The organism is Kaistella chaponensis, from assembly GCF_900156725.1.
GTDB classification, from domain to species: domain Bacteria; phylum Bacteroidota; class Bacteroidia; order Flavobacteriales; family Weeksellaceae; genus Kaistella; species Kaistella chaponensis.
The window spans coordinates 71,995-90,113 of the sequence record NZ_FTOI01000009.1 but is presented as its reverse complement, the minus strand read 5'-3'; the positions used below and the strand labels follow the sequence as shown (position 1 = coordinate 90,113).

The following is an 18,119-nucleotide window of genomic DNA, read 5'->3' as shown; positions in this document are numbered from 1 at the left end:
ATAAAAATCTACAATTTTGACTGAGAGAAATACTTTTCTAAGAAGAGATATCTGAAGTTTTAGCCCCGATCGCAACGGCATCCTTTTTTGCTAACCGTCATTTTCTTTTTAAAGATTCTTTTTCTGGCAAAAAAGATAGAGTGAAGAGCGGGACGGGTTTTGGAAAGATGCGATCCCGATTGCTATCGGGACTTGTTGCTCCTTAAAAAAAATTAGCCAATTTTCTTTTTCACGAAAACCATATAGGACATGTAAATAAGCGGAAGTGCCATAATTCCTAGGAAAAATGCATTTTGAATTGCTCTTTCTGGCTGAAATGCAACTGCATAAATTAATCCTAAAAAAGCGCCACCTAAATGTGCAGCATGACCGATTTTGTCGTTTTCTTTGGGATAAAGCATCATATAAACGGAATAGGCGAAGTATAAAAATCCGAAAATATATCCGGGAATTGCAATGGGAATAAAGAAAAAATAAATCCCCAAATCTGGAATCATCGCAATGGAGGCAAACAAAATTCCGGAAACACCGCCACTTGCACCGATTGCTGAATACCACGCTTGATTTTTGTAGAGATAAAGAGAAAATACATTGCCTAAAATGATGGAGCCAAAATAAACCGCTAGAAAGCCAATATCGCCAAATGCCTGAATGACAATGGGTCCAAAGAAATAAAGCGTCATCATATTGAACAGCAAATGCATCATATCACCGTGTAAAAACCCGGCAGAAATTAAGCGAACATATTCCTTTTTTTGAAGAATCGCACCTACATTGAACTTGTATTTTTCGAAAAGTTGGTGGTTGGTGAAGCCCACATAACTAAAAATTGCGGTTGCGATAATGATGATTAATAAAACTGGACTCATATTATTTTTACAAAATAAAAGTTTCGAAAAACGAAACTTTAGTTAAACGATTTCTGAAGTTAAACTGCGCGCAAGTAATTGTTCGTGCATTGGTTTGAGAACTTCTAAACTTCCTGTTTTCACGGTACATTTTCCTTTGTAATGAACGAGCATTGTGCACTGTTCCGCCTGTTCTAAAGTATGTTTGCAAATTTCGACTAATGCTTCGATGACATCATCGAACGTATTTACATCGTCGTTCCAAAGGACGATTTTGTAAACTTCGTCTTCTTTCTCGAGTAATGCGATCTCTTGGTCGTATTCCCGCTGTGGATTTTCGTAATCCTTAATATTATTAATGGTACTAAACATATTTTTTAAATAAAATGATACCTGTAAGTTAGCATTTAGAAAAAAAACTAGAGTTCTGTTATCTCCTCGGAAATATCATCTAGGAGACTTGGTTCTTCGTAAACCAGTTCTACTAAATCGACACTTTTATTCTGCATTTTGAGAATTTTCACATGGTAATCATTAATATTGAACTCCTGATTTTCTTCCGGAATATCTTCTAATTCGTGTAAAATAAAACCTGCCAAAGTATTGTATTCTCCGTCTTCCGAAAGAGGGAACTTTTTGGGTAGATTTTCATTGATTTCGTCTAAGGGTTGCGTTGCTTTTACCCAGAAAACGTTCTCTCCTACTTTGTCGACGATTCTTTCCTCCTCATCTTCTTCATCTTGAATTTCGCCCACCAATTCTTCTAAAATATCTTCGAGGGTAACAATTCCTTCAGTCCCACCAAATTCGTCGATTACTACAGCTAAATGTTGCTTTTTCTGCTGGAAAACTTTCAGCAAATCAGAAATCTTTTTACTGCCTACGACAAAAAACGGATCGCGCATGAGATCTTTTAGATCTTCGTGATTAATGGCACCTTTTCTCTTCACATATTCGCGAATGATTTCTTTGGCATAAAAAATTCCAATAATATTATCGATTGAATTTTCGTAAACAGGTAATCGGGAATATCCACCATCCATAATAATATTGATGATATTTTCGATAGGTTCCTCGATATCAATGGAAGAAATATTCTGTCTCGGAATCATGATTTGCTTTGCAGAATGATCGGTAAAATCAAATGCATTTTTGATGATTTCATAATTCTCTTCTTCGATTGCTCCCGAATCTGCAGATTGCTTTACCAGCAACTGTAATTCTTCGGTAGAATGAATTTCCTGATCTGAAGCTGGGTGAATTTTTACCAAACGCAAAAAACCATTGGACATTTGATTCATGGACCAAATGAAAGGCTTGAAAACAGTATAAAAAAGACGCAACGGCATTGCGATTAACATTGCAGTTTGTTCTGATTTTCTAATGGCAATCGATTTCGGAATCAACTCACCGAATACGATATGCATAATGGTGATGAGTAGAAAACTAATGACAAGGGAAATGGTGGTAATCGTAGAATCAGCCAACGCGATACTAAAATAATGCAACGTTTTATCGATGACATGATGCATTGCACTTTCACCAACCCAACCTAATGCAAGTGAAGCTAAAGTAATCCCCAACTGCGTTGCAGAAAGATACTCATCTAAATGTTTGATCAGATGTTCAGCTTGTTTAGCCATCGCATTTCCTTCGGCGGCTTTAATTTGAATTTGGGAATAACGAACTTTGACTATGGAGAATTCTGCGGCTACAAAAAAACCATTGAGTACTACTAAGAATAAGGCTAATAAAAGCTTGACGACGTCTGAGTCCATTTATTTTTTGAAATATTTGAAGCAAAGATAGAGAAAAATTAATAATTAAATTTTTGAATGAAACCTTTAAACGATTTATTATCTATTAAATAGGGTAATAAAAAAGCATCGAAATAGACGATGCTATTACGTTTATTAATGAATGGTAAATAATATTTTTTAATGAAAAGTTTTATCTTGCTTTCATTCTTTCATTAAAGTTTGTCGTTGGGTAGAAACAGGGTTTCATTCTTACCTGAAAGCTTGTCGCTGGGTAGAAAGAAGCTTTCCGGAAGAGTGGAAAGGTAGTTGCAGGAGTGCATTGCATTTCCCTTACTTATTTCCTCAGCAATCTTATCATTGTTAATAGACAGAGAGAAAAACTAATAACTTATTTCTTGAATGACACCTCAAAACTATATATTCACTATCAAATTGGAAAATAAAAAAAGCACCAGAATTTATCCGGTGCTCTTCAATATAAAAAAAAATGGGAACTATTTTTTAATAAATTTGATGGCTTGTTTTCTCTCACCATCTTTCACTGGATTTAGAAGATACATACCAGGAGTTAAATTTCTAACATCAAGTTGAATGTTTTTTGTATTTTTTATGATGTTTTCATTTTTAACATTTTTGCCCGATGCATCGTATATTTCTAAATTTAATGATTTAAAATCATTGTTCACATCGATCAATAAGTAATCTTGAACCGGGTTTTGCTTAATTGAAATTTCGCTTCCAAAAGTACCAGTTTCGCCAGCTTTTAATGTTGCTCCTGCTGCTACAACAATTTGCCATGAATTGAGAGTAGTAGCATCACCAGTTCCATAATCGTAGACGATAAGTCGCCATGTTCCACTTAATTGCTTGCCATTAAAAAAAGTTGCCAAATTCCCCGGATGATGCACTGGAAATTTTGCAGCACTATAGGTTGGAGCATAATTACCTGCAGGAACGGGAGTACCTGGTGTACTTGCTGCAGCATTAATAAGGTTCACATTTGCCGAATTAAAACCTAGAATATTACCTACAACGAAAGAAGAAGAAGATCCACAACTTGAATTTGCTATAGCACCAATTCTTCTAATCAGCGTAATTCCTTCTCCACCTGGACTTACTAATTCTACGACAACATCACCTAACCAAGCAGCTCCGATGGATAAATTGACCGTAATTTTCGAAGGATCCACAATCGTACCGACTAACGGCACTGCAATTTCGGACATGTTAACACCAGGTTGCGTGGAATATCCGCAACCACCTGCTCTTGTGATTCCATCCACAGCTGTTGCTGGAGTATTGTTTTGATAGGTTTGTGCTTGTGTAAATCCAGCGGACATGAATAAACAAAAAGCCAAAAAATTAAATTTTTTCATCATTTTAAATTTTAAAGGGTTAAAGAATTCTATTTTGTTCTGATTTTCTTTCACTCTACAAATATTATTTAATTATCATTCAAAATAAATAGCAAATCGATGAACGACGTTTTAAATAGACCAATCATTTAAATAAGATAAAAATACCTTTGAAACCTCCCAAAAGAGAGCTAAAAATCTTATTATAAGCGTTCTCCAATTTTTAAGTTTGATAATTATAAACAAAATTAAAACTAAACCTTGTATTATTATAGGGTGAAATCACCCTTTTTTTAACCGTTAAATCACCCTTTTTTAATGCGTGAAAACACCCTTTTTAAAAATCCAGAAAAAATGCACGAAAAAAAGACTGCAAAATTGCAGTCTTTATTATTTTCAAAATAAAAAATATTAGCTATTTTTCAAAGCTTCAGCACCACCTACAATCTCCAAAATTTCATTGGTAATCGCAGCTTGACGTGCTTTATTGTAGAAAATCTTCAACTCATTTCTCAATGCTTCTGCGTTATCAGTTGCTTTGTGCATTGCTGTCATTCTTGCACCGTGCTCTGAAGCTACAGAATCTAAAATCGCTTTGTAAACTTGCGTTTTAATAGATTTGGGCATCAAAACATTTAAAATTTCGCCTGCATTTGGTTCAAAAATATAATCGGTGTTTATGGCGTCTTTCTTCTCGGCCATTGCAATTGGTAAAACCTGTTCTATTTTTACTTCTTGTGTAGCTGCGTTGATAAACTTGTTGTAAATCACAAAAACCTTATCGAATTTCCCTTCTTTATAATCGTTCATCACGTGCTCCACAAAATTGGAAACGCCACGAAAACTCAAAGAATCGAAAATTGCGCTTTGATTATCATATACTTTTCGGCTTCTTCTCACCGCATCATATACTTTTTTACCGACTGAAAGAATTTCAACTTCGTGCGAAGTATTGCTGATCGCAGTATTCAATTCTTTAATTACTGAAGAGTTAAATGCTCCGGCAAGACCTTTGTTTGAAGTCACTACAATATAAAGAACTTTCTTTACTTCTCTTTCTGCGGTGTACATAGAAACACCTTCCAAATCTGTAGTGGAACTTACGTTTTCAATGATTTCCTGAAGTTTTTCGGAGTAAGGTCTCAACATCACAATTGCATCGGTTGCTTTTTTCAGTTTCGCTGCCGAAACCATTTTCATTGCACTCGTAATTTGCATTGTGGAAGAGATCGAAGTGATTCTTGCCCGTATTTCCTTTAAATTTGCCATATTTCTTTAGTTGTTGGTTGTCGGTTGTTGGTTGTTAGTCTTAGAAAAAATCCATCAACTATCAACCAAAAACCATCAACTAATTTTAATTGTATTTAGAAGCTAATTCTGCTGCTGCCTGTTTTAGAACTGCTGTAATATCGTTATCAATTTTACCTGATTTAATGGCTGCCATTGTTTCAGGATGTTTTGATCTTAAAAATGCAACATATTCGATTTGGAATTCTTTTACCTTATTGATAGGTACGTTTTTCAAAAGATTTTCAGTTCCAGAATAGATCATAGCAACTTGTGCATCAACCGGAAGAGGTGAATTTACAGGTTGTTTCAAAATCTCCACGTTTCTTTCTCCTTTAGATATAACTGCTTGCGTAGAAGCATCAAGATCAGATCCGAATTTCGCAAATGCTTCTAATTCTTTGTATTGTGCTTGATCTAATTTCAAAGTTCCAGAAACTTTTTTCATGGATTTGATCTGAGCATTACCTCCAACACGAGATACAGAAATACCTACGTTAATCGCTGGACGAACACCTGAGTTAAATAAATCAGTCTCCAAGAAAATCTGACCATCAGTAATTGAAATTACGTTGGTTGGGATATATGCAGAAACGTCACCCGCTTGAGTTTCGATAATCGGAAGTGCAGTTAAAGAACCGCCACCTTTTACGATTGGTTTCAAAACTTCTGGCAAATCATTCATCTGAGCTGCAATAGTATCATCTTTGATCACTTTTGCCGCTCTCTCCAATAATCTGGAGTGAAGATAGAAAACGTCTCCTGGATAAGCTTCACGACCCGGTGGTCTTCTTAGAAGCAAAGAAAGTTCACGGTAAGCAACCGCTTGTTTCGATAAATCATCATAAATAATTAAAGCCGGACGACCAGTATCACGGAAGAATTCTCCGATTGCTGCTCCTGCCATTGGTGCATACACCTGCATTGGAGTTGGATCAGAAGCATTTGCTGCTACAATTACTGTATAAGCCATTGCTCCTCTATCTTCCAATGTTTTTACAATCTGAGCTACGGTTGAACCTTTTTGTCCAATCGCAACATAAATACAGAATACAGGTTCACCTGCATCATAAAATTCTTTTTGGTTGATAATCGTATCAATCGCAACGGTAGTTTTACCCGTTTGACGGTCACCGATGATTAATTCTCTTTGACCTCTTCCTACAGGAATCATAGAGTCGATTGCAACGATACCAGTTTGTAATGGTTCAGTTACCGGTTGACGGAAAATTACACCTGGAGCTTTTCTTTCCAAAGGCAATTCATAAGTAACACCAGCAATTGGTCCTTTTCCATCGATTGGGTTACCAAGAGTATCAACTACTCTACCCAACATACCTTCTCCTACTTTAATAGAAGAAATTCTTTTGGTTCTGTTTACGGTATCACCTTCTCTTACCAATTTAGATTCACCAAGAAGTGCAACACCTACGTTATCTTCTGCAAGATTTAGTACGATTCCTTCAATACCACTTTGGAATTTTACCAATTCACCGTACTGAACATTTTCTAAACCGTATACTAAAGCGATCCCATCACCGATGGTCAATACAGTTCCCACTTCTTCCACATTAGACTGCGTATCGAAGTTTGCTAACTGTTGTTTAAGAATTGCAGATATTTCTGCCGGATTTATTTCTGCCATTTTATGGTTGTTTTTGTCTTAATTTAATTGAAATTCTTTTTGAAGTTGAGTCAGTTTTGATTTTACCGAAGCATCAATCTGCTGATCACCAACTCTCAAAATATAACCTCCTAAAATACTAGGATTAATGATGGTTTTCACATCGAACTTATTGTCGTGATTCACCAATGCTGAAGATTTCAAAATATTCGCAATATTTTCCTGAGATAATGAAGTTGCAGCAGTTAAAGTAATTCTCTGAACTCCATTTAGATCTTCTACTTTATTTACAAATTCCTGAGCAATATTCTGCATTTGACTTTCTCTTCCGTGTTTGATGACCATGGTGATCATATTAAGAGAAACGGGAGATAAGCTTTTGAAAATTTCTAAAGCAATACTAATTTTTTTCTTAACATCAATAATCGGAGAACTGAAAAAGTTTTGCAGTTCTTTAGATTGGTTAATGGTGTTCACAATGTCTCGCATCTCACCAAAAACAGAAGCAGTACTTCCGGATTCCTGAGTGAAATTAAGCAAACCTTGCGCGTATCTTTTTGCTACTTTACTTGTAAGCATTTTAGTTCAGGTTTGTTTTGTTAAGCATATTTTCTACCAAAGCATTCTGTGCACCATCGTTATCCAATTTCTGTTTCAAAATTGTTTCAGCGATGTTTACAGATAAAGTACTGATTTGGTTTTTGATATCTGACATTGCAGTAGCTTTTTCAGCCTGGATAGACTGTCTTGCTTGCTCAATCATTTTATCACCTTCCGTTTTAGCAAGGTCTTTTGCTTCACCTACAATACGGTCTTTAATTTCTCTGGCTTCTTTCAAGATGTTATCACGCTCTACTTTCGCTTCACGGATGATTACTTCATTTTCAGCTTTCAAATTCAAAACTTCTTGTTTTGCCAATTTCGCTTGGTTCAAAGAATCTACGATGGTCACTTCTCTTTCATTAACAGCATCCATAATTGGTTTCCATGCGAATTTTCTTAGTACCAACAATAGAATGATAAAAACCACCGATTGTATGATGAATAAACCTGATGAAAAATTTTCTAATAATCCCATAATGAGTTATGATATATATTGTAATTGTTTTTAATTTTTTTTAGAAAAAACATCTGCCGTAACCAACCGTTCCCGGCAGATGATTTTTGGGTGGCTGAAAAGCTTGCTTAAACTGCGAATAATGCAGCAAATGCAAGACCTTCAACAAGTGCAGCAGCAATAAGCATTGCAGTTTGAAGTTTACCAGCTTGTTCTGGTTGTCTAGCCATACCTTCTAGAGCCGCAGCACCGATTTTACCGATACCAAGACCTGCTCCGATTACTACTAAACCTGCTCCTACTAATTTAAGATCCATAATATAAAAATTTAAAAGGTTTTATTAATGATGTGCTACTCCTTGTTCGCCCTCATGTGCATGCTCTTCGTTTGCCATACCGAAATATACGGCAGAAAGCATGGTGAAGATATAGGCCTGCAAGAAAGCAACTAATATTTCAAGAAGATAAAGTACAAATGTTAAGAGTGGGAATGCTACTCCAGCGATCACATTTTTGAAAACATAGATCATCGCGATAAGTGACATGATTACAATGTGTCCCGCGGTCATGTTCGCAAAAAGACGGATAAGAAGTGCGAATGGCTTAATGAACATTCCAATAATTTCAATTGGCATCATTACTATTTTCATTGGCCAAGGCAATCCAGGCATCCAGAAAATATGTTGCCAGTATGTTTTGTTTGCTGTAAACTGGGTAATAAGGAATGTAAATATTGCTAAAGCCGCAGTAATTGCGATATTTCCAGTTACGTTAATCCCAAATGGTAACAATCCGAAAATGTTCAAGAACAAAATAAAGAAGAAAATAGTGAGCAAATAACCCATGTATTTCTTGTATTTCGGACCAATGTTTGGTTTAGCAATATCGTCTCTGATAAAAAGAATCAAAGGTTCTAAAATTTTTCCAGCACCACTTGGTACTAAAGAATTTTTATAGCTTCTAGCGATTCCACCAAAAATAAAAATCATTAATAAAGATACCACAACAATCATAAGAACACTTTTAGTAATGGATAAATCCAAGACTTTTTCATTGGTTGCATGGTGCGCCTCATCTAGGTTAATTGTTCCTGAAGCATCGGTTTTGTAGATTTTTTCGTGGAAAAGTTTGTAGTGTCCACCTTTACTTTCTACTACTTTTTCACCGTGATGAAAAGCAGAACTCATCATTGCGTGAAATCCGTTGACTTTATCATAAAAAATCACCGGCAGCGGAAAACCAATATGCTTTCCTTCTTTAGTCACCATGATATCGAAGCTATGCGCATCCAAAAGGTGATGATTAATAAAGTCCTTGTTTTCTTTTCTTACTTGATCAGCTTCAGAAACTACAACAGGAGCTTCTACCCCGTGGGTATTTGTTTCTTTTACTTCAACAGCCTCATGCTGTGCAAATGACGTTGAAAATATCGATAAAAAACCTAGTACAAGAACTACTCTTTTCAGCATTGCTATATCTTATTTTAAAGTTTTGCAAAAATAGGATAAATAATCATAATATAAAAATCCTTTTTTACTGATTTTATTCATCTTTCGAGGTTTCGGAAACCTCCTCATCCTGAATTATTTTTACCGCATACAATGTTTCCAGCACCAAAGCTATTAAATATGGTATAATGAAATGAACCTTGTAATTGGGAACTTCATTTAAATTAAGTTTCTTCATTACCAACAACATCAGCATTAATTTAAACATCACCAAACCCATAAATGCAAAACCCACATAATTTGGATATATTTTTTTGATGATTGAAATTACCGTCACCACCATCATAAAAAGTAAGGTAAGAAACAAATAATACTTAATAAAAGTGGTTTCAAAGCCGATATTTAAGTTTTGCCAAATAAAAAAATGCAAGGCAAACATTAAAAAAAACAAAATTACATATATGGTATTACTTTTTATTTTCATTATTCTGAATATTTTTTAGCTGATGAAGAAGATTATAAAAGGCAATTCCCATTCCCAAAAAACCTATCGCAATAGTCAAAAGATTTCTTTCAATTTCGAAATGATCATTAATTCTTTTGCCGCCCCAAAAAGCAAGTCCCATCGTGGCGAGCATCTGAAAAACAATCGCTGAATAAACACCATACTGCCGCAAACCATTCATTTCGAAATTTTCTTTGTCTTTGTTGCTGAACTGGTCTTCGGTGGATTTTTCGTCGGACATCTTGTTTACATTTTTGCAAATCTAATGATTATAAGACAATAGAAAAATTTAGAATTTTAAAATTCATCAAATTTCTGTATTTTTGCGCATCTTAAATAAAAAACAATGTTCAACAGTTTACAAGATAAATTAGACAAAGCGCTTCACAATATTTCCGGGCGCGGAAAAATCTCGGAAATCAACGTTGCAGAAACGGTAAAAGAAATTCGCCGTGCATTGGTTGATGCCGATGTAAATTACAAAATTGCCAAAGATTTAACCAAAAGAGTTCAGGATAAAGCTTTAGGACAAAATGTTTTGACAAGTTTGACGCCTGGACAATTGATGACGAAGATTGTTCATGATGAACTCGTAGAATTAATGGGCGGAACCAGCGAAGGAATAAATCTTTCTGGCAAACCAAGCATTATTCTGATCGCGGGACTTCAAGGTTCGGGTAAGACTACTTTCTCTGGAAAACTGGCCAATTTTTTAAAGCAAAAGAAAAATAAAAAACCATTGTTGGTTGCCTGTGACGTTTACAGACCTGCAGCAATTCAGCAGTTGAAAATTTTAGGAGAACAAGTTGGTATTCCTGTTTATACTGAAGAAGGTGCGCTAAATCCTTCTTCTATCGCCGAAAATGCGGTAAAATTTGCAAAAGAGAATGGGAACGATGTTGTGATTGTAGATACTGCAGGTCGATTGGCGATTGATGAGCAGATGATGAACGAGATAAAATCGGTTCACTATTTCATTAAACCCAATGAAACTTTGTTCGTAGTAGATTCCATGACGGGACAAGATGCGGTGAATACTGCAAAAGCCTTTAATGAAGCTTTGAATTTTGATGGAGTTGTGCTGACGAAATTAGATGGTGATACTCGAGGTGGAGCTGCATTAACGATTCGTTCTGTTGTTGAAAAACCGATCAAGTTTATTTCCACAGGAGAAAAAATGGAAGCGCTTGATATTTTCTATCCGGAAAGAATGGCAGATCGTATTCTAGGAATGGGAGATGTTGTTTCCTTGGTTGAAAGAGCTCAGGAACAATTTGACGAAGAGGAAGCAAAAAAACTTCATAAAAAAATTGCCAAAAATGAATTTGGTTTCGATGATTTCTTAAAGCAGATCAATCAGCTCAAAAAAATGGGGAACATGAAAGATTTGATGGGAATGATTCCGGGAGTTGGAAAAGCTATTAAAGATGTTGATATTCAAGATGATGCCTTCAAACATATCGAAGCGATGATTCACTCGATGACACCAGAAGAAAGAAGAAGACCTTCCATTATCAATACGCAAAGAAAAAACAGAATTGCAAGAGGTGCAGGAAGAAAAATCGAGGATTTAAACGCATTGATGAAACAGTTTGATCAAATGGGTAAAATGATGAAAATGATGCAAGGACCACAAGGAAAGCAAATGATGGAAATGATGAGCAAAGGAATGCCGAAAATGCCTGGAATGGGCGGCAATTTGTTTGGAAAGTAAAGACTAAATAAGAAAAATACAAAGGCGCTGCAAAATAATTTGAAGCGCCTTCGTTTTATGAAATAAATTTTTAGAATTTATACCCTAAACCAACTTGAAGATAATTCATTTTTAATTCTTCACCATCAACGGGGTCTTTAATATAATTTGTCAAACCAACAGTGTATCTTGCATCTACAGATAATCCTTTGTAAAAAGTATATTCACCACCAAAGAAAATGTTGAAAGCAGTTGATTTAAGACTTTCTTTAAGTAGATCATCTTGTTCTTTTTCCAAAGCTGAAAGTTCCTGATTAATTTCCCCCATAAATTCTGAAGGAATATTATGATCTTTAAATTTTAATTCAGATTTATAACCTGCATTAAATGCAACAGAAGGACCTCCGTATATTGCTAATTGTGGTATAACAAAATACTTAGCAGAAATGGGAATAAGAATTTGATTAAAATTTAATTTATCCTGAAGTGTAAATTTGATGTTTAATCCTCCCGCAGTTTCATCATATTTTACCTCAAATTGTCCACCAAGATTTGCATATTGAGCTTCTCCTTGGATAGCAAATTTATCATTTAGTTTATGCTCTACAAAAGCACCAATAAAATAACCCGATTTAGAGTTGTTATTGCTACTACCACCAAACTCGTCTTCCAAGCTTTCTTCCAACTCTTGCGACACAATGTTAGAGAGAGCATATCCAGCTTTCAAACCAAATTTTGTTTGTTGAGCATTTAAAGCTCCGAAAAGTGCAATAGCACCAATAAGTAATACTTTTTTCATAATTTTTTAAATTTAAACGCAAAAATACATTTTATCAATATTATTACAACATGATATTTATCACAAAAAAACATGATGAAAATAAGAAAAAAATCAAAGTGAATTGTAATTAAATGCACCTCATAAAAAATCCCGAATCTTTCGACCCGGGATCCTGTATGTAAATAATACGATAATTAGAATTTGTAAACTAATCCCAATTTAATATCGTTTAGGTTTACACCGATGTTAAAGCTATCAGTAGACTCAGCACCAGTTACATCTGGTTTAACAGAGTTATAACCAAGAACTCCCGCTTTAGCTTCTAAAGCAAAATGGTTTGTAAGGAAATAGCTAATTCCTGGAGCAAATTCAGCACCAAAACCATTAACTTTTGCTTTTGTAGAACCAGCAATACCGTTATCATAAGAAGCAGTAGCATAATCAACACCTAACTCAGCAAAGATGGAGAATTTAGAAGCTGGCATCCAGTAATATCTACCGAATACACCTGCAGTAAAAGTATCTAATGTAGATTTAACAACTCCGTTATCCTCTGTACCATTATTGTAACCTACTCTTGCACCTAATGCAACGTTAGGAGTTACAAAGTAACCAACACTTGGAGAAATTGTAAAATTGTTTTCTTTAACGTTACCAGTTTTCACTGAATTAAATCCTACTGCACCTGTAATAAAAGTATTACCCTGTGCAAAACCTTCAGTTGAAGTTTCCTGTGCGTTTACCGCTGTAAAAAGTGCTACAGCACCAACTAACATTAATTTTTTCATGTTTAAAATTTTAGTGGTGCAAAGCTAAAACTAAACCTGATAAACCCCACCACGATCTTTAATGAGATAAATCATATCAAAAAATCCCGCTGTATGCGGGATTTTTTGTATTTATTATAATATACTATTTTGTAAATTTGTAAGTTAATCCTATTTGGAAAACATTGTTTCTTATTGAAGTTCCACCATCAGTTTTATCTGCATTGGTAAGACCTGCAACAAATCTTGCATTAATTCCTACACTTGGGATGAAGTAATAACCAGCACCTAAACCAAGTCCTAGATCGAAACTATTAACATTATCTTTAATATCAAGCGTTGCGCCACCTCCTTTTGCTTTAGCACTTACTAAAAAACTAAATTCAGGACCTGCTTCTAAATAAAATTGTGGTACAACATTATACTGAAACATTACTGGAACAGAGATATAATCAAGATTAGCAGTAACGTCAGCTCCGTCAAACTTAAATCCTTTTGAATTATATAAAACCTCCGGCTGGATACTAAAGTTTGTAGCAATTGGTGCGTTCATTAAAGCACCTGCATAAAATCCTATTTTAGATTTTGTATCACTTTCAGACACAGATGAAACATTCATACCTGCCTTTAATCCAAACGTTTGAGCATTCATCGCTCCGAAAAGTGCAATAGCACCAACTAACAATACTTTTTTCATAATTTTTGATTTTTAAATTAGTAAAACAAATATATACTATTTTTTTTAATTAACAAAAAATTAACACTTTTATGGTAAAATTTTTATTATACAAAAGATTTTATAGTATTATTTACTGTATTTTAAAGGATCATTCTTCCCGCAAACGTTGCTCTTCTTTACTGTAAGACTGAATAATTTTTCTTACAATAGGATGCCGCACTACATCTTCTTCTGTTAAATAGACAAAACCTATTTCATCTACGTCTTTTAAAATCCTCATCGCTTCTTGCAAACCAGATTTCTGCCTCATCGGTAAATCAACCTGACTGGGATCTCCGGTGATGATAAATTTCGCATTCATCCCCATTCTGGTCAAAAACATTTTCATTTGCGAGTGCGTGGTATTCTGGGCTTCGTCTAAAATAACGAACGCTTCATCTAAAGTTCGACCTCTCATAAATGCGAGTGGCGCAACTTCGATGACTTTTTTCTCCATAAATCCTTCCAGCTTTTCATGAGGAATCATATCGCGGAGTGCATCATATAACGGTTGTAAATACGGATCCAGTTTCTCTTTCAGATCGCCCGGAAGAAATCCTAAACTCTCCCCTGCTTCTACGGCGGGTCTGGTTAAAATGATTCTTTTTACTTCCTTATCTCGCAATGCTCTTACCGCTAAAGCGACACTGGTATAAGTTTTTCCAGTTCCCGCAGGTCCGATCGCAAAAACCATGTCTTTTGTATCACACGCTTTAACGAGTTTTTTCAGATTGGTCGTTTTGGCTTTAATGACTTTTCCATGAACTCCTTTTACAATGATATCCTGATCAAAAACGAGCTGTTTCTCTGAATCATCTTTAATTTTCAGAATACTTTCGTAATCTTTTAAAGTGATGGAATTATTGGTGGAAATAAAACTTACAATGTCATCTAATTTCTTTTGAAAAAAGTCCAGCGTCTCCTGATTTCCGTGGGCAAAGACGAAATGATCTCTTCCTGTGATTTTCAGGGTAGGAAAGATAGATTTCAGCAGGTTAAAAAATTGGTTATTGACTCCATAAAATATTTTAGGATCGATGTCTTTCAGTTCATAATTTAATTCAAACATTCACAGTCTATTTGGGTTAAAATTTTTATTAAATGTATCAATTTTATTTGAAATAAAAGGTTTTACTTTTCCACAATGGTTGCTCGAAACCTATTTTTTAGTCTAAATTTGTAATCCTCTAAATTTTTTCATGGCGGTTATCACTTTTACATCAGATTACGGGTTAATAGATCACAGAGTTGCTTCGGTGAAAGGTAAAATTCTGAGCTTAAATGAGGAAGTGAAAATCGTCGATATTACGCATCAAATTCAAGCTTATAACTTACTTCAGACTGCATATATCATTAGAAATTCTTATTCATTTTTTCCGAAAGGAACGGTTCATATTATTTCCGTTGACAGTTTTTTCAGCAAAGACCGAAAATGTATTCTTTACCAAAACGATGGCCATTATTTTATCGCTGCAGACAATGGACTACTGAGTTTAATTTTTTATGACATTAAACCCGAAGGAATTTACGAAATCACCTTAAACAATCGGTTTGATGATGAAGTACGATTCACTTCAACTGATATTTTCGCGCCTGTTGCGGTTCATCTTCACAATGGTGGTTTGCCAGAAGTGATCGGGCGAAAATTCAAATCTCCACGTCAACTTTCGTTTCCACGACCGGTTTATAGCGATAGTGAAAAGATGATTATTGGTGAAATTATGTATATTGATAATTTTGGAAATGTGGTTTCGAATATCAGTAAAAAATTCTTTGAAAAGAACAATATTGTATTAGAAAACTTCATCATTAAATTTAGAAATTTAGCGCTTTCAAAAATTTACAATCAATACACCGATTTTGTAAGCGACTGGAAAAACGAGCATGAATATCACGGCAAATCTGCGGCGATTTTTAACGATGCCGGTTTGCTGGAACTCACGATTTACAAAGGCAATGAACACAATGGTGCAAAAACATTGTTTGGTTTGAAGGTGGGCGAAAAAATCTACGTCGAATTTCAATAATCAATATATTTGACTTTAAAAAAAATAGCCGACTGTAAAAAGAGCCGGCTATTTCTATATCTTAAGATTTGATTATCTGATAATCTTTTTCGTTGTTGTTTCTTTTGTAGTAGTAACACTTACCACGTAAGTTCCAACAGGATAATTGGCAAGATTTAATTTTTCTTCAGAACTGTTGAGCTGATTGCTATTCTTAACCAATTTCCCGGAAGCATCAAATACTTTATAGGAAAGGATTTTATCTTTAGAAGTCATTGCAAAAACACCTTTCACTGCCGTACTGGAAATATTCAGGGAGTTTACAAGTGCATTTTCGCCAGTTGCTAAATTTAAACATTCTACTGTTGCTTTCCAACCTGCTTTTGTGCTGCTTGAATTCGAAATAAATCGAATAGTTATCGCACCTGTTGCGTTTGTTGCCTGAAATGGTCCTGGAATCGTAGTTCCGGATAATTGTGAACCATTCGAAAATCGTGGTGATCCAATTCCTGGACCATCATATACATTCATAAAATCACCTGCATCAACATCAAACTGGGAAAAAGTAAGTTTCACTTTATCTGAAGCATTCACCGGGTAAATCGTTTTTGAAAAAGACTGACTGTCGCCATAATTTGCATTCGCACCGCCTGAATCGGTAAACAATACTCCACCACACCAATCTGCATCAGTAAAAATAAGTTGTTCACTAGCAAAAGCTGCTGAACAAGAAGATCCTACTGCGATGGTATAATAAGTACCTTGTGTTAAATCAGTAAAATTCAAAACCTTATTGGTTGAAATACCTGAAGAAATTACGGTACCATCCATTTTGGCAAGTCTGTATTTCCAACTTGTGCCCGTTGCATCACTAATAGTTGCAGTAACTGAAGTTTTTGTAAGATTAGAAAGCGCCATACCTGTAACAGAAACCACGCAGGAAGTAACGCAGTCTGTTCCTAAGCAACTTCTTGCATTGATGGTATTTCTAATTAATGCTCCTGGTTGTGGACCGAATCCTTTAGTAAAATTAATTCCGACACTAGAAACTAAGTGACAGTAGCTCATGATTGTTCCACCACCACTTGGTAGTGTTCCTGCAGCACAAGTTCCGTTCCCTGCATTCCCTGAAGCGGGTCCGCAACCGTCGATTCTGGTATTATCGCCATTCCAAGAACAATCGTGCGTATGTGGAGAGCCTAAATTATGACCAATTTCATGAGTCATTGCTTCAATGTTCCAAGAATAGGTAGGTACATTGCTGTACGCGAAATTTACTCCAGAATAGGAATATTTAGAACTTGTACAAAGCGCATTAACAAAAGCAATACTTGTTGTAGCAGGATTTCTTAAAAGCTGAGCGACATCACCGTTGAAAGTTGTTCTCGTAGTTCGGAACTGATTCAAAATTTCGGAAGGTGTTCCTGTAAAAGGATCAGTGGTCGTCCAAACAAAAACTTGGCTCAAAGCGACTGTAATTCCATCATTGGCATAAAGGGTAGAAATATTATTATGCATTGCAGTAACCCAGTTGGTTGTTGTAGTTGTATTAGAACCGTTTTGAGTGTAAGGTCCGAAACCAGCTTCGTAATAAATTCTTACGCAGTTATCGGTTTTCTTTGCAGTCATGGTTTTTGGATTGTAAGAAGGAATCGCCGTGTTTTGATTTTCTAGCAATTCGTCGCTACCACAAGAAAAAGGATTAACTCCTTTAAGATTAACATCGTTATACGAAACAAAATCGTCAGAATTTTTCGCTTTTCCGATGACGATATTTCCGATATCTTCAATAGAAGTTACCCCAATCACATTATCATTGAAGAAACTGATTGCAACAATCGATTTATCGTCCCCTTTCACAATTCCTTGGTAATAAACTCCAGGAGTATAATTCACAAATCCTTTGTCGGTATTCACTTTGAAATCTTGTGTGAAAAAATTATTCTTCACCAATTCAAGTGTAATATTTCTTCCTTCGAAGGGAAAATTCATTTCTAATGCTTCTGGTCTTTCAGAATTAATTCTTTGAATTTCATTCTTATTTAATTTCATTACGGTAATTCCATCAGCAGCATCTTTGTAAAGACTTTGCTTTTGTACAGAAGGATCTACGGTGAAGAAATTGTAAGGTGCAAAGGTTTTATTTGCAGCGTGAGCGTTGCTCACTTTTTCAGCAACCAGCTTTAAACTCTGCGAATATCCGAGAGCAAAAAATGCCAATGTGAAACAAAATGGGAAAAATCTTTTCATAATTATTAAACTAAATTTTA

Annotated in this window: 19 protein-coding genes; 2 read left to right on the top strand and 17 right to left on the bottom strand. The window is 35.2% G+C overall.

Going from position 1 to position 18,119, the window contains the following annotated elements:
- Nucleotides 1-212: 212 nt before the first annotated feature.
- From BW932_RS10220 to BW932_RS10165, 12 genes are all read right to left on the bottom strand, one after another.
- On the bottom strand, nucleotides 213-869 hold the full coding sequence (locus tag BW932_RS10220) for a rhomboid family intramembrane serine protease (protein WP_076387407.1): 657 nt from the start codon (nucleotides 867-869) through the stop codon (nucleotides 213-215).
- A gap of 42 nt (nucleotides 870-911) precedes the next feature.
- Nucleotides 912-1,220: an ATP-dependent Clp protease adaptor ClpS gene (locus BW932_RS10215; protein WP_076387406.1), complete on the bottom strand. Its 309-nt coding sequence runs from the start codon at nucleotides 1,218-1,220 to the stop codon at nucleotides 912-914.
- Nucleotides 1,221-1,267: 47 nt separating this feature from the next.
- The gene (locus BW932_RS10210; RefSeq protein ID WP_076387405.1) at nucleotides 1,268-2,626 is read right to left on the bottom strand and encodes a hemolysin family protein; all 1,359 of its coding nucleotides are present in this window, start codon (nucleotides 2,624-2,626) and stop codon (nucleotides 1,268-1,270) included.
- Nucleotides 2,627-3,102: 476 nt separating this feature from the next.
- Nucleotides 3,103-3,987 carry a T9SS type A sorting domain-containing protein gene (locus BW932_RS10205; protein WP_143745547.1) on the bottom strand — a complete coding sequence of 295 codons (885 nt, stop codon included), beginning with the start codon at nucleotides 3,985-3,987 and terminating at the stop codon, nucleotides 3,103-3,105.
- 387 nt (nucleotides 3,988-4,374) lie between these two features.
- Nucleotides 4,375-5,232 carry an ATP synthase F1 subunit gamma gene (atpG, locus tag BW932_RS10200; protein WP_076387403.1) on the bottom strand — a complete coding sequence of 286 codons (858 nt, stop codon included), beginning with the start codon at nucleotides 5,230-5,232 and terminating at the stop codon, nucleotides 4,375-4,377.
- 85 nt (nucleotides 5,233-5,317) lie between these two features.
- A complete protein-coding gene (gene atpA / locus BW932_RS10195; RefSeq protein ID WP_076387402.1) occupies nucleotides 5,318-6,895 on the bottom strand; it encodes a F0F1 ATP synthase subunit alpha in 1,578 nt (525 codons plus the stop codon).
- 18 nt (nucleotides 6,896-6,913) lie between these two features.
- Nucleotides 6,914-7,453 (bottom strand): ATP synthase F1 subunit delta, encoded by a 540-nt coding sequence (gene atpH, locus BW932_RS10190; RefSeq protein ID WP_076387401.1) that lies wholly within the window; start codon nucleotides 7,451-7,453, stop codon nucleotides 6,914-6,916.
- A gap of 1 nt (nucleotide 7,454) precedes the next feature.
- Nucleotides 7,455-7,952 (bottom strand): F0F1 ATP synthase subunit B, encoded by a 498-nt coding sequence (atpF, locus tag BW932_RS10185; protein ID WP_076387400.1) that lies wholly within the window; start codon nucleotides 7,950-7,952, stop codon nucleotides 7,455-7,457.
- A 107-nt stretch (nucleotides 7,953-8,059) separates the two neighbouring features.
- A complete protein-coding gene (gene atpE, locus BW932_RS10180) occupies nucleotides 8,060-8,248 on the bottom strand; it encodes an ATP synthase F0 subunit C (protein WP_031503230.1) in 189 nt (62 codons plus the stop codon).
- A gap of 24 nt (nucleotides 8,249-8,272) precedes the next feature.
- A complete protein-coding gene (gene atpB / locus BW932_RS10175) occupies nucleotides 8,273-9,400 on the bottom strand; it encodes a F0F1 ATP synthase subunit A (RefSeq protein WP_076387399.1) in 1,128 nt (375 codons plus the stop codon).
- A 73-nt stretch (nucleotides 9,401-9,473) separates the two neighbouring features.
- A complete protein-coding gene (locus BW932_RS10170; protein ID WP_076387398.1) occupies nucleotides 9,474-9,863 on the bottom strand; it encodes a hypothetical protein in 390 nt (129 codons plus the stop codon).
- Entirely contained in the window at nucleotides 9,847-10,125 is a 279-nt protein-coding gene (locus tag BW932_RS10165) for an AtpZ/AtpI family protein (protein WP_076387397.1), read from the bottom strand. Before BW932_RS10165 ends, BW932_RS10170 begins: the two co-directional genes overlap by 17 nt.
- A gap of 105 nt (nucleotides 10,126-10,230) precedes the next feature.
- Here BW932_RS10165 and ffh point away from each other — a divergent pair, with 105 nt between their 5' ends.
- Nucleotides 10,231-11,598 (top strand): signal recognition particle protein, encoded by a 1,368-nt coding sequence (ffh, locus tag BW932_RS10160; RefSeq protein WP_076387396.1) that lies wholly within the window; start codon nucleotides 10,231-10,233, stop codon nucleotides 11,596-11,598.
- Between the two features lie 70 nt (nucleotides 11,599-11,668).
- Here ffh and BW932_RS10155 read toward each other — a convergent pair whose 3' ends face one another.
- From BW932_RS10155 to BW932_RS10140, 4 genes are all read right to left on the bottom strand, one after another.
- Entirely contained in the window at nucleotides 11,669-12,376 is a 708-nt protein-coding gene (locus tag BW932_RS10155) for a porin family protein (RefSeq protein ID WP_076387395.1), read from the bottom strand.
- A 176-nt stretch (nucleotides 12,377-12,552) separates the two neighbouring features.
- The gene (locus tag BW932_RS10150) at nucleotides 12,553-13,146 is read right to left on the bottom strand and encodes an outer membrane beta-barrel protein (protein WP_076387394.1); all 594 of its coding nucleotides are present in this window, start codon (nucleotides 13,144-13,146) and stop codon (nucleotides 12,553-12,555) included.
- 124 nt (nucleotides 13,147-13,270) lie between these two features.
- Nucleotides 13,271-13,822, bottom strand: coding sequence for a porin family protein (locus BW932_RS10145; RefSeq protein ID WP_076387393.1), 552 nt, complete (start codon nucleotides 13,820-13,822; stop codon nucleotides 13,271-13,273).
- A 130-nt stretch (nucleotides 13,823-13,952) separates the two neighbouring features.
- Nucleotides 13,953-14,912: a PhoH family protein gene (locus tag BW932_RS10140; protein WP_076387392.1), complete on the bottom strand. Its 960-nt coding sequence runs from the start codon at nucleotides 14,910-14,912 to the stop codon at nucleotides 13,953-13,955.
- 130 nt (nucleotides 14,913-15,042) lie between these two features.
- Here BW932_RS10140 and BW932_RS10135 point away from each other — a divergent pair, with 130 nt between their 5' ends.
- Entirely contained in the window at nucleotides 15,043-15,870 is an 828-nt protein-coding gene (locus BW932_RS10135) for an SAM hydrolase/SAM-dependent halogenase family protein (protein WP_076387391.1), read from the top strand.
- Between the two features lie 72 nt (nucleotides 15,871-15,942).
- On the opposite strand, the gene BW932_RS10130 is transcribed toward BW932_RS10135, so the two are convergent.
- Complete coding sequence (locus tag BW932_RS10130; RefSeq protein ID WP_076387390.1) at nucleotides 15,943-18,099, bottom strand: M12 family metallo-peptidase; 2,157 nt, start codon at nucleotides 18,097-18,099, stop codon at nucleotides 15,943-15,945.
- Nucleotides 18,100-18,119: the final 20 nt, after the last annotated feature.

Excerpts from the sequence above, each read along its gene's own strand:
- BW932_RS10220 (WP_076387407.1), bottom strand. The coding sequence starts at position 869 with ATGAGTCCAGTTTTATTAATCATCATTATCGCAACCGCAATTTTTAGT.
- BW932_RS10215 (WP_076387406.1), bottom strand. The coding sequence starts at position 1,220 with ATGTTTAGTACCATTAATAATATTAAGGATTACGAAAATCCACAGCGG.
- BW932_RS10210 (WP_076387405.1), bottom strand. The coding sequence starts at position 2,626 with ATGGACTCAGACGTCGTCAAGCTTTTATTAGCCTTATTCTTAGTAGTA.
- BW932_RS10205 (WP_143745547.1), bottom strand. The coding sequence starts at position 3,987 with ATGATGAAAAAATTTAATTTTTTGGCTTTTTGTTTATTCATGTCCGCT.
- atpG (WP_076387403.1), bottom strand. The coding sequence starts at position 5,232 with ATGGCAAATTTAAAGGAAATACGGGCAAGAATCACTTCGATCTCTTCC.
- atpA (WP_076387402.1), bottom strand. The coding sequence starts at position 6,895 with ATGGCAGAAATAAATCCGGCAGAAATATCTGCAATTCTTAAACAACAG.
- atpH (WP_076387401.1), bottom strand. The coding sequence starts at position 7,453 with ATGCTTACAAGTAAAGTAGCAAAAAGATACGCGCAAGGTTTGCTTAAT.
- atpF (WP_076387400.1), bottom strand. The coding sequence starts at position 7,952 with ATGGGATTATTAGAAAATTTTTCATCAGGTTTATTCATCATACAATCG.
- atpE (WP_031503230.1), bottom strand. The coding sequence starts at position 8,248 with ATGGATCTTAAATTAGTAGGAGCAGGTTTAGTAGTAATCGGAGCAGGT.
- atpB (WP_076387399.1), bottom strand. The coding sequence starts at position 9,400 with ATGCTGAAAAGAGTAGTTCTTGTACTAGGTTTTTTATCGATATTTTCA.
- BW932_RS10170 (WP_076387398.1), bottom strand. The coding sequence starts at position 9,863 with ATGAAAATAAAAAGTAATACCATATATGTAATTTTGTTTTTTTTAATG.
- BW932_RS10165 (WP_076387397.1), bottom strand. The coding sequence starts at position 10,125 with ATGTCCGACGAAAAATCCACCGAAGACCAGTTCAGCAACAAAGACAAA.
- ffh (WP_076387396.1), top strand. The coding sequence starts at position 10,231 with ATGTTCAACAGTTTACAAGATAAATTAGACAAAGCGCTTCACAATATT.
- BW932_RS10155 (WP_076387395.1), bottom strand. The coding sequence starts at position 12,376 with ATGAAAAAAGTATTACTTATTGGTGCTATTGCACTTTTCGGAGCTTTA.
- BW932_RS10150 (WP_076387394.1), bottom strand. The coding sequence starts at position 13,146 with ATGAAAAAATTAATGTTAGTTGGTGCTGTAGCACTTTTTACAGCGGTA.
- BW932_RS10145 (WP_076387393.1), bottom strand. The coding sequence starts at position 13,822 with ATGAAAAAAGTATTGTTAGTTGGTGCTATTGCACTTTTCGGAGCGATG.
- BW932_RS10140 (WP_076387392.1), bottom strand. The coding sequence starts at position 14,912 with ATGTTTGAATTAAATTATGAACTGAAAGACATCGATCCTAAAATATTT.
- BW932_RS10135 (WP_076387391.1), top strand. The coding sequence starts at position 15,043 with ATGGCGGTTATCACTTTTACATCAGATTACGGGTTAATAGATCACAGA.
- BW932_RS10130 (WP_076387390.1), bottom strand. The coding sequence starts at position 18,099 with ATGAAAAGATTTTTCCCATTTTGTTTCACATTGGCATTTTTTGCTCTC.